This is a genomic window from Acidovorax sp. GW821-FHT10E03 (assembly GCF_059415205.1).
The window spans coordinates 294928-310184 of record NZ_JBWKMU010000005.1 but is presented as its reverse complement, the minus strand read 5'-3'; the positions used below and the strand labels follow the sequence as shown (position 1 = coordinate 310184).

Here is a 15257-nt window from a genome sequence, read left to right as displayed (position 1 = left end):
GCTGTCGTTGTGCACGCGGGCCCGCCAGGGCGCTGGCGGTGGGGCGAAAGGCTAAACTGTACCCATGATTTTACCCAGTGCTTCCCCCGTCAGCTGGCTGCTGGCCCTGGCCGCGGCCGTGGCATACGCCGTGCCCGCCGCAGCCGCCTCGCGGCTGGGGGCCGCGGCAGCACGCAATGCGCTGCTGGTCGCCTGGATACTGCATGGCGCGGTGCTGGTGTGGGGGCTTTGGGGCGAGGCGCCCCGCTTTGGCTTTGCCCCGGCCCTGTCGATGACGGCCTGGCTCGTGCTCACGGTGTATGCGGTGGAACGGCAGCTGTTTCCGCAGATGCAGGCCCGGTGGATCCTGGCCGCGCTCGGCGCCATCGCCGTGGTGCTGGCCTTGGTTTTCCCTGGCCAGCCCCTGCATGTCGCGGCCTCCGCCTGGCTGCCCCTGCACCTGGCGCTGGGCATCGCCTGCTACGGCCTCTTTGGCGCCGCCGTGGTGCATGCATGGCTCATGACCCGCGCCGAGCGCCATATCCGGCAGGCCGAAGATCCGCACAGCGGCATTCCGTTGCTGACCCTCGAACGCCTGACCTTTCGCTTCGTGACCGCGGGCTTCATCCTGCTGACCGCGACCCTGCTGGCGGGCTGGCTGTTTGGCGACACGCTGTATGGAAGGGCCTGGCGGTGGGACCACAAGGCCGTGTTCTCCCTGCTGTCCTGGCTCACGTTCGCCACCCTTCTGGTGGGGCGTGCGCGCTTCGGGTGGCGGGGCCGCAATGCGGTGCGCGTGCTGTACGCAGGCTCGGCGTTGCTGCTGCTGGCCTACGTGGGATCCCGCTTTGTCATGGAAGTCGTTCTGGGCCGCAACGCATGAAATACCTGGTCTTGCTGGTGGTGCTGGTCGTTGCCATCGGTATCTGGCGCGGACGCCGCGCGACCGGCGCGGAGTCTTCCAGCCCCCCGCCCCTGGCGCTTCCGCAAGACATGCTTGCCTGTGCCCACTGCGGCGTTCACGTTCCCCAGGCCGAAGCGCTGATGGTCGGCCCCCAGGCCTACTGCTGCGCCGAGCACCGGCGCTTGGGCCCGGCCTGAGACCGGCCATGCCAGCGCTGTCCGCCAGCACCTTCACATCCGTGGTCGATGCGCCGTTCGTGCGGCTGTGGCGGGGATTCCTGACCGGCCGCGTCATGGTGGCACTGGCTCTCCTCGTGCTGCAAGGTGCGGGTCAGGCCATCAACCAGGCCACGGAGCCGACCGTGCTGGTGGTGTGTGCGCTGTATCTCGCGGCCACCACCTTGCTGCGCATCCTGGCAAGGCACCGCCCCCCGTCGCCGGGGGCCGGCCCGCAATGGCTGCCCTCCATCGGGGTGGACCTTGCCGCCATCGCCGCGCTGCAATTGCTGCATGCGGGCACCATGAACTACACCCCCCTGTTTGGCCTGCCCATCCTGATGGCGGCCGTGCTGGGGACCCTGACCCTGGCACTGGGCACCACGGCGGGCGTGACGCTGCTGCTGCTGGGCTGGGCCTGGTGGATGGGCTCCGGCACCGCGGGCGACGATGCGCCGCGCTACCTGCAAAGCGCGCTGACTGGCACGGGCTACTTCATCGTGAGCTACCTCGTGCACCAGCTCGCGAGCCGCCTGGCCCGCGAGCAGGAAGTGGCGCAGCAAAGCCAGGTCGCCGCCCGGGTGCAGACCCAGGTCAGCGCGCTGGTCATCCAGAACCTCACCGACGGGGTGCTGGTGGTGGACGAAAGCGATGTGGTGCGCATTGCCAATCCCGCCGGGCTCCAGCTTCTCGGCGGCTCGGCCCTGCCCGAACTGCCCTTCATCCTGTCGTCCGAGACGCCCTGGAACCCGCTGGTCACGCTGGCACGGAGGACTTTCCGCCAGGAACATTCCCAGACCGCGGACGTGGACCTGCTCCATCCTGGACAGAGCCCCACCGGACTGCATGTGCGCACCTGGCTGACCTCGACGCGCGAAGCCGCGCGCCAGGCGCAGACCGAGCGCCTGTGCGTGATGTTCCTGCACGATCTGCGGGAGATGGAAGCCCGGCTGCGCACGGAAAAGCTCGCCGCCATGGGCCGCATGTCCGCCGCCGTGGCGCATGAGATCCGCAACCCGCTGGCCGCCATCGTGCAGGCCAACGCCCTGCTCGAGGAAGACCTGCACGACCCCGCCCAGAAACGCCTGGCGCGCATGGTGCAGCAGAATGCGGACCGCCTGGCCCGCATCGCCGAAGAGGTGCTGGACATCGCCCGCGTGCAGCACCAGATCAGCCACGCGCCGGCATCCACCTTGCCGCTGGATGAAACCGTGGCGCTGGTCTGGAATGACTGGCAGGCGCAGGACCCCCTGCAGCGCCGCGCGGTGGTGATGCTCGAAGCGGGCAATACCCAGGTGGAATTCGACACGGAGCATCTGCGCCGCGTGCTCGTGAACCTGTTGGACAATGCGCTGCGCTACATGGGCCAGGAGCCCGATTCGCTCACGGTGACCACCCGGACCCTGCCGTCGGGACAGATCAGCCTGCAAGTCTGGAGCGACGGCGCCCCCATGGACAAATCGGTGGAGCGCCACCTGTTCGAGCCCTTCTTTTCATCCGAAAGCCGCTCCAGCGGCCTGGGCCTGTATATTTGCCGCGAGCTGTGCCAGCGCCATGGGGCGTCCATCAGCTACCAGCGGCTTACCCGCACCACCCTGCGGGGCGAGGTGGGAGGCAACGCCTTCACCGTGGGCTTTCGCCGCACCACACGCCCCACCGAAGCCGCCACGCTGTTTGACACCATCGTGGTCTGAAACGCATTGCCATGAACGCCCCTGCCGCCTCCATCCTCGTCGTGGACGACGAACCCGACCTGCGCACCTTGTACGAGCTGACGCTGCTGCGCGAAGGCTATCGTGTGGAGACTGCGTCCAGCGTGCAGGAGGCACGCGAGCAGCTCAAGGCCCACCGGTTCGATGCCGTCATCACCGACATGCGCCTGCCCGACGGGTTCGGCATGGAACTGCTGCAGGACCTGCGTGACCAGCAACGCCGCGAACGCTGCGTGGTCATGACGGCCTACGGGTCGGCCGAGAACGCCGTGGAAGCCCTGCGCTCCGGCGCGTTCGACTACATGACCAAGCCGGTGGACCTCAAGCAGTTCCGGTCGGTTGTCGCCTCCGCGGTGCAGGGCACGGGTGGTGTCCCCGCGCCCCGGGCCGCGCGCAGCGGTGGAGTGCAAGGCCGGCCGGCGCCGGCCGGCGCGGATCCCCTGGCGGCGGGCACCGCCCTGGACCGGCTGGTGGGCACCTCCGAGGCGATCCGCAACGTCAAGCAGCGGGTGGCCAAGGTCGCGCGCGGCATGGCGCCCGTGCTGATTCACGGTGAATCAGGCACGGGCAAGGAACTGGTGGCGCAGGCCCTGCATGCCAGCAGCCAGCGCGCGGATGGCCCGCTGGTGGCCGTGAACTGTGGTGCCATTCCCGAGAACCTGCTCGAGGCGGAGTTCTTCGGCGCCCGCAAGGGCTCCTACACCGGCGCCGCCCAGGATCGCGACGGCTACTTTCAGGCGGCCCGTGGCGGCACGCTGTTTCTCGACGAGATCGGCGACCTGCCCCTGGCCATGCAGTCCAAATTGCTGCGTGCGATCCAGGAGCGCAGCGTGCGGCCCCTGGGCTCGACGCAGGAGGAGACGGTGGATGTGCGCATCGTCAGCGCCACGCACCGCGACCTGGCCGCCGATGTGCAATCGGGCCGCTTCCGGCAGGATCTGTACTACCGGCTCAACGTGATCGAGATCCTGATCCCCCCTCTGCGCGAACGGCGCGAGGACCTGCCGGTGCTGTGCGCCGCGCTGCTCTCGCGCATCGCGCAGGAATCGGGCATGCCGGTCCCCCCGCTGACCGACAGCGCGCTCCACGCCATCGCCGCGCACCCGCTGACCGGCAACGTCCGGGAACTTGAAAACCTGCTGCACCGGGCCGTGGCGCTCAGCGATGGGGAAGAGCTGCATGTGGACGGGCCCTCGGGGGGGACCGCCGAGTCCCCGAGGACACGGGCGGCGCCAGCGCCCGCGATGCCGTCCCCCGCCGACCCGCAGAGCACCTACCCGGCCGCGCCGCCGCCCGGCGCGGGCAGCCTGGTGACGCTGCCCAGCGATCTTCAGGCATGGCTTGACCAGCAGGAGCGCGACATCCTGATCCGCGCCCTGCGCGAGGCGGGCTTCAACCGGACCGCCACCGCCGCCCGGCTGGGCATCAGCCTGCGCCAGATACGCTACAGGATCGCCCGGCTGAACATCGCCGTGCCCAACGACCAGGACCCGCATGACGACGTGGGCTGAGGAGGCAGCGCCGGCGGACCCACCGCCGTGGGACGGCGGCTGGCACCGCGCGGCCACGAGGCTCCCATCCCCCAACCATGGCACGCGCCCGGCAGCGGCCAGGTCCGCCATCGACCTGATCGTGGTGCATTCCATCAGCCTGCCGCCAGGCGAGTACGGGGGGGGTGCAGTGCAACAGCTGTTCACCAACACCCTGGACTGGGATGCCCATCCCTACTACCAGAGCATCCGCGGACTGGCGGTGTCGTCGCATTTCTTCATCGAGCGCACCGGTGCGCTCTGGCAGTTCGTGGATTGCGATCTGCGGGCCTGGCACGCAGGCCAGTCGGCCTACCGCGGGCGCAGCCAGTGCAATGACGACTCGATCGGCATCGAGCTGGAGGGCCTGGAGGGCCTGGCGTTCGAACCCGCCCAGTACCGGACGCTGGCCACTCTCTGCCAGGACATCGCGCGGCGCTATCCCATCGCGCACATTGCGGGACATGAGCACATAGCGCCCGGGCGCAAGCAGGATCCCGGCCCCGGCTTCGACTGGGTGAAGGTACAAAAGGCATTGCGCTGGCCGCCGCACCGTTTTCCCGCGGCGACCCGGCCCGCCATCCTGGCCGCCAGCTGAACGCGCTGTCGCAGCGCCGCGTCACAGCAACTTTTTCTTTGTGCAACCGCACAAAGCCGCATCGCCAAGCTCCACGCGGCCTCGCGAAGAAAAACCGCCCGTATCGCCCGCCGCGGCGCGGATTCGCTGCTGCTTTTTCGGTGGGACAAGGGATTCCAGCGGGGTCATCGCAAGAACTCGCAGCATTGAAAACATGCTGTTTCCCTTTTCCCAGGGGTTTGGGGCGGTACACTACCGGTAGTGTCTTGAATGCACCTGACACACCATATATAGTGTGCGGCAGACAGAAGTCCGGCCCATCACTCACACCTTGCGATGGCTTCACGCCCCGCGCCACACATCCCAGACAGCCCACAGAAGAGGACACCCATGCAAGCTGCTTTGACTACGCCTTCCACCACCCACGCCAACCCAGCGCAAGCTCCGGCTTCGCAGCCCGCGCCAACGTCGGCGGCCAACTCGCTGGCGCACTACCAGATCATCCGCCGCAACGGGGCGGTGGTGCCGTTTGAGCCGCAAAAGATCGCGGTGGCGATGATGAAGGCCTTCCTGGCGGTGCATGGCACACAAGGCGCCGCGTCCGCCAGCGTGCGCGAAGTCGTGGACACCCTGACCCAGAATGTCACCCGCGCCCTGGTGCGGTCGCGCCCCGGAGGCGGCACCTTTCATATTGAAGATGTGCAGGACCAGGTGGAACTCGGACTGATGCGTGGCGGCCACCATGAGATTGCCCGCGCCTACGTGCTGTACCGCGAGCGCCGCACCCAGGAGCGTGCACGCCAGGTCGAGCAGCAGGCTCCGTCCGCCCCCGCTCCGCTGCTCCACGTGCTGGACGGCGGAGAACGCGTTGCCCTCGACCTCCACCGGCTGCAGGCATTGATCGAGTCGGCCTGCGTGAATCTTGGCGCGGACGTCAGCGCAGACCCCATCGTTGCCGAAACCATGCGCAACCTGTACGACGGCGTTCCCATGGACGAGGTCTACAAGGCCTCCATCCTGGCGGCCCGCACGCTCATCGAAAAAGACCCCGACTACACCTACGCCACCGCCCGCCTGCTGCTGCACACGATCGTGCGCGAAGTCCTGGGCCGCGAGGTGACCCAGAGCGCGATGGGACAAGCCTATATCGACTACTTCCCCGAATTCATCAAGAAGGGCGTGGAAAACGAGCTGCTGGACGAGCGCCTGTTGCAATATGACCTGCAGCGCCTGGGCGCCGCCCTGCAGGCGGACCGCGACCTGAAGTTCGACTACCTCGGACTGCAGACCCTGTACGACCGTTACTTCCTGCACGTCAAAAAGACGCGCATCGAGTTGCCCCAGGCTTTCTTCATGCGCGTGGCCATGGGCCTAGCCCTCAACGAAGTCGACCGCGAAGCCCGCGCCATCGAGTTCTATGAAGTGCTCTCGTCGTTCGACTTCATGTCCAGCACGCCCACGCTGTTCAACAGCGGCACGCTGCGCTCGCAGCTGTCTTCGTGCTACTTGACCACGGTGCCCGACGACCTGGACGGCATCTACGAGTCGATCAAGGAAAACGCCCTGCTGTCCAAGTTCGCGGGCGGCCTGGGCAACGACTGGACCCGGGTGCGCGCGCTGGGCAGCCACATCAAGGGCACCAACGGCGAATCGCAAGGCGTGGTGCCTTTCCTCAAGGTCGTCAACGACACGGCCGTGGCCGTGAACCAGGGCGGCAAGCGCAAGGGCGCTGTCTGCACCTACCTGGAATCCTGGCACCTCGACATCGAAGAATTCCTGGAGCTGCGCAAGAACACGGGCGACGACCGCCGCCGCACGCACGACATGAACACGGCGAACTGGATTCCCGACCTGTTCATGCGCCGCGTGATGGAAAAGGGCACCTGGACCCTGTTCTCCCCTTCCAACGTGCCCGACCTGCACGACCTCTTCGGCGCCGACTTCGAGAAAGCCTACGTGGCCTACGAGGAAAAGGCCGCGCGCGGCGAGATCAAGCCTTCCAAGACGGTGCAGGCCACCGACATGTGGCGCAAGATGCTGACCATGCTGTTCGAGACCGGCCACCCCTGGATCACATTCAAGGACGCCTGCAACGTGCGCTCGCCCCAGCAGCACGCCGGCGTGGTGCACTCGTCCAACCTGTGCACCGAGATCACGCTGAACACCAGCGACACCGAGACCGCCGTGTGCAACCTCGGCTCGGTCAACCTGCTGCAGCATCTGAAGGACGGCCAGATCGACCATGACAAGCTCAAGAGGACCATCAAGGTCGCCATGCGCATGCTCGACAACGTGATCGACATCAACTACTACGCCGTCAAGAAGGCGCGCGACTCCAACCTGCGCCATCGCCCGGTGGGCCTGGGGGTGATGGCGTTCCAGGACAGCCTGTATGAGCTGCGCATTCCCTACGCGTCGCAAGAGGCCGTGGAGTTCGCCGACAAGTCGATGGAAGCCATCTGCTACTACGCCTACTGGGCCTCCACCGAACTGGCACGGGAACGCGGCCAGTACTCCAGCTACAAGGGCTCGCTGTGGGACCGCGGCATCCTCCCGTTCGACACGCTGGACATGCTGTCGGATGCCCGGGGCGGGTATGTGGAAGTGGACCGCTCTTCCACCCTGGACTGGGACGCCCTGCGCAAGAAGATCGCACAGGACGGCATGCGCAACTCGAATTGCGTGGCCATCGCGCCCACCGCGACCATCTCCAACATCATCGGCGTGGATGCATCGATCGAGCCCTCGTTCGGCAACCTGTCCGTGAAGTCCAACCTGTCGGGCGAATTCACCGTCATCAACGGCGGCCTGGTGCGCGACCTCAAGCGCCTGGGACTGTGGGATGACGTGATGATCATGGATCTCAAGCATTTCAAGGGCTCCCTGCACCCCATCGATCGCGTGCCGCCAGACATCAAGGCGCTGTATTCGACCGCCTTCGAGGTGGAGCCCCACTGGCTGGTGGAGGCCGCATCGCGCCGCCAGAAATGGATCGACCAGGCGCAGAGCCTGAACATCTACATGGCTGGCGCATCGGGCAAGAAGCTTGACGACACCTACAAGCTGGCCTGGGTGCGCGGTCTGAAGACCACCTACTACCTGCGCACGCAGAGCGCCACGCACGTCGAGATGAGCACCGTGAACACGCGCCAGCTCAACGCGGTTTCGTCCGGCAACGACGGCGGTGCGCCACAGGCCTCCGCGTCCCCGCAGGCCAAGCCCAGCGCGCTGGAAGCCGCCGCGGCAGCGGCCGCCGCGCAGGCCGCCGCGCTGCCCGCCACGGACATCAAGTTCTGCGCAATCGACGATCCAACCTGCGAAGCCTGCCAATAAGGACTTCGCGCGCAACGCCTCGACACATCCGAGGCGTTGCGCATGTGCTGTGAAGCAACAAATCGTTGCCACACAACGCTTCAGTGCTTTTCTTTTCGCAGCACTGCTTTCATAATCCGAACACTGGAAAATCTATGTTGACCTGGGACGAAGAAGTCAAGCCCTCATCGCAAAATCAACTGGACGGCGGTCTGCAAAACAACCGCCCGGCGGGGCAACCGCCTCTGTCTTTTCAGTCCCCCTCGCTGCACCCCGTTGCTGCGACCGCAACGGCCGCGGCCGGCCCGCAAGTGGCGGAGTCCACTGTAGTGCATCGGCGCGTCAATGCCGCCGACAAGCGCATCATCAACGGCCAGACCGACGTCAACCAGCTGGTCCCGTTCAAGTACAAGTGGGCGTGGGAAAAGTACCTCGCCACCTGCGCCAACCACTGGATGCCGCAGGAAGTGAACATGACGCGCGACATCGCGTTGTGGAAGGACCCGAACGGCCTGACCGATGACGAGCGCCGCATCATCAAGCGCAATCTCGGCTTCTTCGTGACCGCCGACTCGCTGGCCGCCAACAACATCGTGCTGGGCACCTACCGCCACATCACGGCGCCCGAGTGCCGCCAGTTCCTGCTGCGCCAGGCCTTTGAAGAAGCCATCCACACGCACGCCTACCAGTACATCGTGGAGTCGCTCGGACTGGACGAGTCCGAGATCTTCAACGCCTACAACGAAGTCCAGTCGATCCGTGACAAGGACCAGTTCCTGATCCCTTTCATCGAAGCGATCATGGACCCCAACTTCCGCACCGGCACCCCCGAAAACGACCAGACGCTGCTCAAGTCGCTGATCGTTTTCGCCTGCCTGATGGAAGGCCTGTTCTTCTATGTCGGCTTCACGCAGATCCTGGCGCTGGGCCGGCAAAACAAGATGACCGGCGCTGCCGAGCAATACCAGTACATCCTGCGCGACGAGTCGATGCACTGCAACTTCGGCATCGACCTGATCAACCAGCTCAAGCTCGAGAACCCGCACCTCTGGACCGCCGAATTCAAGGCCGAGATCAAGGCGCTGTTCCTCAAGGCGGTCGAGCTGGAATACCGCTACGCCGAAGACACCATGCCCCGCGGCGTGCTGGGCATGAACGCGTCCATGTTCAAGGGCTACCTGCGCTACATCGCCAATCGCCGTGCCACGCAGATCGGACTGGAAACGCTGTTCCCCAACGAAGAGAACCCGTTCCCGTGGATGAGCGAGATGATTGACCTCAAGAAGGAACGCAACTTCTTCGAGACCCGGGTTATTGAATACCAGTCCGGTGGTGCGCTGTCCTGGGACTAGCGCCTTTCGCATCACACCACCATGGATTTTTACACCACGCCCCACACAGACAGCGCCGCAGAGCGTTGCCGTGCGGGGCGTTCCCGTGTTCATGGCGATGGGGGTTTTCTCCATCGCCATGGATCGCTTCGTGTCCACTGCAGACACGAAGTGCTCTTTGCAAATTGACCCAAGGAGAACATGATGGCAACTGCGAAAAAAACGGCCGCCAAGAAGGCAGCCCCAGCGAAAAAGGCCGCATCGGCAAAGCCCGTAGCGGCAAAGAAGGCTGCACCGGCCAAGAAGGCCGCTCCCGCCAAGAAGGCAGTAGCAGCGAAGAAGGCTGCACCTGCCAAGAAGGCAGCAGCGCCAGCCAAGAAGGCCGCTCCCGCCAAGAAGGCAGTAGCAGCGAAGAAGGCTGCGCCCGCCAAGAAGGCAGCAGCACCAGCCAAGAAGGCCGCTCCCGCCAAGAAGGCAGTAGCAGCGAAGAAGGCTGCACCTGCCAAGAAGGCAGCAGCACCAGCCAAGAAGGCCGCTCCCGCCAAGAAGGCAGTAGCAGCAAAGAAGGCTGCGCCTGCCAAGAAGGCAGCAGCACCAGCCAAGAAGGCCGCTCCCGCCAAGAAGGCAGCAGCAGCAAAGAAGGCTGCACCCGCCAAGGCCGCCCCCGCGAAGAAAGCTGCACCGGCCAAGAAGGCCCCCAAGGCGCCTGCCCCTGCGGCCGCTCCTGCAGCACAGACTACCCTGAACCCTCAGGCAGCCTGGCCCTTCCCTACGGGCAACAAGCCGTAATCAGCACGTATTACGCGCTCAACCCGGTGCCGTTGCACCGGGTTTTTTTATGCCCGCCGAGACACGCGCTTCGGGCAAAGCGGCACCTCGAACCGAAGCCGCCCCCACCCGCCTGCCCCGCAGGCACCGCACCCTCAACCCTCACGCGGGAGTGAAATCCAGCGTGTAGTTCTGCGGGCCGCGCTGCGCAATCTTGAGGGCCCCGACCCGGTTGCCCAATTCGGCGCAGCGGGCCAACGGCCAGCCCTTTTCCAGGCCGAACAACAGCGCGCCACGCCAGGCATCGCCACAACCCGTGGGCTCGACCACGGCGGCCGGCTTCGCGGCCGGCACATGCTCGCGCTCGCCGTCAATCCAGACTTCGCAGCCTTCCGCAGCCAGGGTCACGACCAGCCCGCGCACGCGCCGGGAGATGTCGGCCAGGCTCCAGCCCGTGCGCTGCGAGAGCATTTTCCCCTCGTAGTCGTTGACCACCACCCAGCTGGCAAGATCCACGAAATGCGCAAGCTCCTTGCCGTCGAACATGGGCAGGCCCTGGCCAGGATCGAACACAAAGGGAATATCCGCCGCCTTGAATTGCTCTGCATGCTGCAGCATCGCCTCGCGCCCGTCGGGTGCGACGATGCCAAGGCGGATGTCTCCGCGCGCGGCAACGCGCGTGATGTGCGCCTGCTGCATCGCCCCGGGATGGAAAGCCGTGATCTGGTTGTTGTCACGGTCGTTCATGATCATGGCCTGGGCCGTGAAGCTGTCGTCCACTTGCCGCACAAATTCGGTGCTGATGCCCAGCGTTCGCAGCCGCTGCAAGTAGTCCGCGCCGTCGCTTCCCAATGTCGCCATGGGCAATGGTTCGCCGCCCAGCAGCTTGAGGCTGTACGCGATGTTGCCCGCGCACCCCCCGAAATCACGGCGCAACGAAGGCACCAGGAAAGAGACATTCAGGATGTGCAGCTGGTCCGGCAGTATCTGCTCGGCGAAGCGGCCCTCGAAGGTCATGATGGTGTCGAATGCCAGGGAACCGCAAATAAGGGCAGCCATATCAGAAAAGTAGGTTGGTAGAAATCAGTATCAGGGATAGAACGCCAGCAGCCGATAGCCGGCCACACGCGCCCCGCCAGTGGTCACGATCACCGACACCGAGGCGCTCCATTCACCGCGCGCCGGCAACTCCATCGGAGCTCCCAGATCGGCCGGCAGCAGGACACGCCGGAGAACGGGCTGGTCCTGCGCGTCCGTCAGGGTCAGCTCCACGGCGGGCATGGCCAGGGGTATCGAGGCCTTGCTCTTCATGGCCAGGGCCAGCTGATAGCTGTCACCCCGGGCCTTGTTGAAGGAGGAGCTGTCGATGACCACATCCGCAATCTGGCGTTGCGGCGCAATCTGGCATTGCAACGGAACGCACAACGCCATCAACCATGGCCTTGTGCGCGGATCCATCGCCGCCACGCGGTCACGCTCCTGAATGGCGACCTGCAGCGCGAGCGCCGCGACCGACAACAACAGCACGAGGGCAAGCCCCACGCGCACCATCGGCTTGCGCCAGAACGCCTTTCGCCGCGCCGCGACGACAAAGCTGACCTCCTGCCCGGCATCCACTCCCTCGTCCTCGTCGTCATCCAGGTCTGGCGCGTCCCGGGGCGAATTGCGCGAGGGCGCCAGCAAGACGGCTGCGGGAGAACGGTCCTCCACGAGCGCCAAGGCCTCCGGCCCGGGCACCACGGACTCCCGCACAAACTCCACTGGCGGCAGGGGCTCTGCGGCGCCGTCCGGCGCGGCGGGTGCCACCTCGACGCCACCGTCCTCCTCCGGCGCGGAGGCGGCCGCCGGTTTCACAGGCAACTCGAGCGCTGGATAGCCCATGTCGGTCAGGGCCGCTGGCGAAACCGGTTCAGGCTCCTCCTCGGGGTCTCGCAACGCGGCGTACGGCAATTCATACCCGCCCGGCACGGACTCAACGGCCACATCCGGCCGTGCGGCGGGCAAGGGATCCGAGACCACGGGGGAGGAAGGCGGCACCGGAGCCGGTGCCGCGCCATCGGGACTGCCAGGCGACGAAGAATCTTCCGGACGCCACGCAAATCGCGTCAGGCGCGCCATGCGGGCGTCCTCGCCGTCAGCCACGTCCCCGCTTGCCGCGGCAAGAAAGGCAGGCACCGCCGGCTGAGGGACATCCAGGACAGGGGTCGCGGGCAATTGCGGAAGCGCGGCCTGCGCGGGCCCGCTTGCCGGCGACACCGCCGGAGACGGTGAAGCAGGCGGTGGAGAGAAAGGCTCGCCCCATGCGCGCTCGGCATCCGCCCTGCGCGCCACGGGCACCGGCGGCGGACGCACGTCGGTCAAGGACACATCCGGCAAAAGCGCGGGAGGGGCCGCTGGCAGCAGATGCGCCGACGCATCGAAAACCTCTTTGCATTGGCCGCAGCGCACCCATCCTTCGGAGATGCGCAATTGGTCTGCCACCACCTTGAAGGAGGTAAGACAGGACGGGCAGCGAGTGATCTGGCTCATCAGCGATGGATTGTAGATAGCGGCGCACGCAACCCCGCCGGGCGTGTGGCTCTGCCTACGCCGCCTCGTCGCGCCGTGCGGTCATCAGGATCCAGCCGTCCTCCAGGTCGGCCACCTCGAGCCGAATCCAGGGTGCATAGGCTTCTTTCAGCTCATCGGCCTGGCGCTCCAGGATGCCCGCCAGCACCAGGTGCCCGCCCGGCATCACATGCCCGCACAGGAGGGGCGCGAGCACCCGCAAGGGGGTGGCAAGTATGTTCGCCAGCACGGTCTGGTATGCGCCCCGGGCCTTGTCGGGCAGGCCGGCATGCAGCTGCACCTCATTGGCTTGCGCGTTCAGCGCCGTGGATTCCACGGCGGCAGGATCGATATCCACCGCATCAATGTCCGTGGCGCCAAACTTCGCCGCGCCAATCGCCAGGATGCCGGAGCCGCAGCCATAGTCCAGAACCCGGCCCAGCGGATTGCCCATGGACGACTCGGTGGCACCGTTGCGGGCAATCCAGCGCAGGCACATGCGTGTCGTGGGATGGGTGCCGGTGCCGAAGGCCAGGCCCGGGTCCAGCCGGATGCTGCGCTTCGCCTGCGCCGGCAGTTCATGCCAGGTGGGAACGATCCAGAAGTCCGGGGTGATGTCCACGGGTGCGAACTGCGATTGCGTCAGGCGCACCCAGTCCTGGTCGGCCACCTGGGACACACCCAGGACCTGGCAGCCGGCAAAGAAGTCCTGCACGGCCAGCAGCTGCTGCGCATCGCGCGCAGCCCCTTCGGAGGGGAAGAGCGCCGTCACCCGGCTGCGCTGCCAGCCATCCTTGGGCGGCGGCATGCCAGGCTCGCCGAACAGGGCCTGTTCGGCATCGGTCTGCGCATCGGCATCCTCCACCGACACGCTCAGTGCATCCAGTGCATCCAGGGCATCGCTGACCGCTTCGATCCGGTCCTCGGGGCACATCAGGCTCAGCTCAAACATAGGCGCCTCTCAGAAAAAATGAAATGCTGGCACCCGTCGCCAGGAGCCAGCATGCGAATGACCGTGCGCAGCCGCAATCTCAGCGCTTGTGCTGCGACAGCCACTCTTCCAGATAGTGGATGTTGGTGCCGCCAGCCATGAACTTGGCGTCCACCATCAGCTCGCGGTGCAGCGGCACGTTGGTGTTGATGCCTTCGATCACGGTCTCGTTCAGCGCCGTGCGCATGCGGGCCAGGGCCTGCTCGCGCGTGTCGCCGTGCACGATGATCTTGCCGATCATCGAGTCGTAGTTGGGCGGCACGAAGTAGTTGGTGTACGCATGTGAATCCACGCGCACGCCGGGGCCGCCCGGTGGGTGCCAGGTGGTGATGCGCCCGGGCGAGGGGATGAACTTGTAGGGGTCTTCCGCATTGATCCGGCACTCGATGGCATGGCCCCGGATCTCGATCTGGCGCTGGGTGAACGGCAGCTTCTCGCCGGCCGCCACCATGATCTGCGTCTTCACGATGTCCACGCCGGTGATCCACTCGGTCACGGGGTGCTCGACCTGCACGCGCGTGTTCATCTCGATGAAGTAGAACTCGCCGTTCTCGTACAGGAACTCGAACGTGCCCGCGCCGCGGTAGCCGATCTTCTTGCAGGCCGCCACGCAGCGCTCACCGATCTTTTCGATCAGCTTGCGGGGGATGCCGGGTGCCGGCGCCTCTTCGATGACCTTCTGGTGGCGGCGCTGCATGGAGCAATCGCGCTCGCCCAGGTAGACCGCGTTGCGGTGCTTGTCGGCCAGGATCTGGATCTCGATGTGGCGCGGGTTCTGGAGGAACTTCTCCATGTACACCGCAGGATTGCCGAAGGCGGCGCCCGCTTCGGCCTTGGTCATCTGCACGGCATTGACCAGGGCGGCCTCGGTGTGCACCACGCGCATGCCGCGGCCACCGCCGCCGCCGGCGGCCTTGATGATCACGGGGTAGCCCACGGCCTTGGCAATGCGGCGGATCTGCACCGGGTCATCGGGCAACTCGCCCTCGGAGCCGGGCACGCAGGGCACGCCCGCGCGGATCATGGCCTGCTTGGCCGAGACCTTGTCGCCCATGATGCGGATGGACTCGGGCGTGGGGCCGATGAACTGGAACCCGCTCTTTTCCACGCGCTCGGCGAAGTCCGCGTTCTCGGACAGGAAGCCGTAGCCGGGGTGGATGGCCTCGGCATCGGTCACCTCGGCGGCCGAGATGATGGCGGGCATGTTGAGGTAGGACAGCGGGGACGGGGCGGGGCCGATGCACACCGCTTCTTCCGCCAGCTTGACGTACTTGGCGTCGCGGTCGGCCTCGGAGTAGACCATCACCGCCTTCACGCCCAGCTCATGGCAGGCGCGCTGGATGCGCAGCGCGATTTCGCCGCGATTGGCAACAAGAATCTTCTTGAACATGA

13 protein-coding genes are annotated in these 15257 nt (G+C 66.1%); 8 read left to right on the top strand and 5 right to left on the bottom strand.

Annotated elements, in window-relative coordinates:
• The first annotated feature begins 64 nt into the window (after positions 1-64).
• Genes AC07OD_RS11205 through ampD form a run of 5 tightly spaced genes read left to right on the top strand, consistent with a single transcriptional unit; the run spans position 65 to position 4937 of the window.
• Positions 65-862: a cytochrome C assembly family protein gene (locus AC07OD_RS11205; protein ID WP_218339681.1), complete on the top strand. Its 798-nt coding sequence runs from the start codon at positions 65-67 to the stop codon at positions 860-862.
• Positions 859-1080 carry a PP0621 family protein gene (locus tag AC07OD_RS11200; RefSeq protein ID WP_218296050.1) on the top strand — a complete coding sequence of 74 codons (222 nt, stop codon included), beginning with the start codon at positions 859-861 and terminating at the stop codon, positions 1078-1080. Before AC07OD_RS11205 ends, AC07OD_RS11200 begins: the two co-directional genes overlap by 4 nt.
• Before the next feature lie 8 nt (positions 1081-1088).
• Positions 1089-2792: a two-component system sensor histidine kinase NtrB gene (locus AC07OD_RS11195; RefSeq protein WP_494596657.1), complete on the top strand. Its 1704-nt coding sequence runs from the start codon at positions 1089-1091 to the stop codon at positions 2790-2792.
• A gap of 11 nt (positions 2793-2803) precedes the next feature.
• Positions 2804-4321, top strand: coding sequence for a sigma-54-dependent transcriptional regulator (locus AC07OD_RS11190; protein WP_218339684.1), 1518 nt, complete (start codon positions 2804-2806; stop codon positions 4319-4321).
• Positions 4305-4937 (top strand): 1,6-anhydro-N-acetylmuramyl-L-alanine amidase AmpD, encoded by a 633-nt coding sequence (gene ampD, locus AC07OD_RS11185; protein WP_492244561.1) that lies wholly within the window; start codon positions 4305-4307, stop codon positions 4935-4937. The genes AC07OD_RS11190 and ampD overlap by 17 nt, the downstream gene beginning before the upstream one ends.
• A gap of 21 nt (positions 4938-4958) precedes the next feature.
• Here the strand turns inward: ampD and AC07OD_RS11180 are convergent, their stop codons facing one another.
• Complete coding sequence (locus AC07OD_RS11180; protein ID WP_492244562.1) at positions 4959-5132, bottom strand: hypothetical protein; 174 nt, start codon at positions 5130-5132, stop codon at positions 4959-4961.
• 174 nt (positions 5133-5306) lie between these two features.
• Between AC07OD_RS11180 and AC07OD_RS11175 the strand changes: the two genes are divergently transcribed.
• From AC07OD_RS11175 to AC07OD_RS11165, 3 genes are all read left to right on the top strand, one after another.
• Positions 5307-8249, top strand: coding sequence for a ribonucleoside-diphosphate reductase subunit alpha (locus AC07OD_RS11175; protein ID WP_218296055.1), 2943 nt, complete (start codon positions 5307-5309; stop codon positions 8247-8249).
• A gap of 134 nt (positions 8250-8383) precedes the next feature.
• Positions 8384-9580 (top strand): ribonucleotide-diphosphate reductase subunit beta, encoded by a 1197-nt coding sequence (locus AC07OD_RS11170; RefSeq protein WP_494596654.1) that lies wholly within the window; start codon positions 8384-8386, stop codon positions 9578-9580.
• Between the two features lie 183 nt (positions 9581-9763).
• The gene (locus AC07OD_RS11165; protein ID WP_218296057.1) at positions 9764-10348 is read left to right on the top strand and encodes a histone; all 585 of its coding nucleotides are present in this window, start codon (positions 9764-9766) and stop codon (positions 10346-10348) included.
• A 141-nt stretch (positions 10349-10489) separates the two neighbouring features.
• On the opposite strand, the gene AC07OD_RS11160 is transcribed toward AC07OD_RS11165, so the two are convergent.
• The 4 genes from AC07OD_RS11160 to accC all read right to left on the bottom strand — a co-directional run bounded on the left by AC07OD_RS11160 (position 10490) and on the right by accC (position 15255).
• Entirely contained in the window at positions 10490-11386 is an 897-nt protein-coding gene (locus AC07OD_RS11160) for a carbohydrate kinase family protein (RefSeq protein ID WP_218296058.1), read from the bottom strand.
• Positions 11387-11416: 30 nt separating this feature from the next.
• On the bottom strand, positions 11417-12856 hold the full coding sequence (locus AC07OD_RS11155; protein ID WP_494596651.1) for a zinc-ribbon and DUF3426 domain-containing protein: 1440 nt from the start codon (positions 12854-12856) through the stop codon (positions 11417-11419).
• 55 nt (positions 12857-12911) lie between these two features.
• Positions 12912-13826, bottom strand: coding sequence for a 50S ribosomal protein L11 methyltransferase (gene prmA / locus AC07OD_RS11150; RefSeq protein ID WP_218296060.1), 915 nt, complete (start codon positions 13824-13826; stop codon positions 12912-12914).
• Between the two features lie 79 nt (positions 13827-13905).
• Positions 13906-15255, bottom strand: a complete 1350-nt coding sequence (gene accC, locus AC07OD_RS11145; protein WP_218296061.1) for an acetyl-CoA carboxylase biotin carboxylase subunit — start codon at positions 15253-15255, stop codon at positions 13906-13908.
• Positions 15256-15257 lie beyond the last annotated feature (2 nt).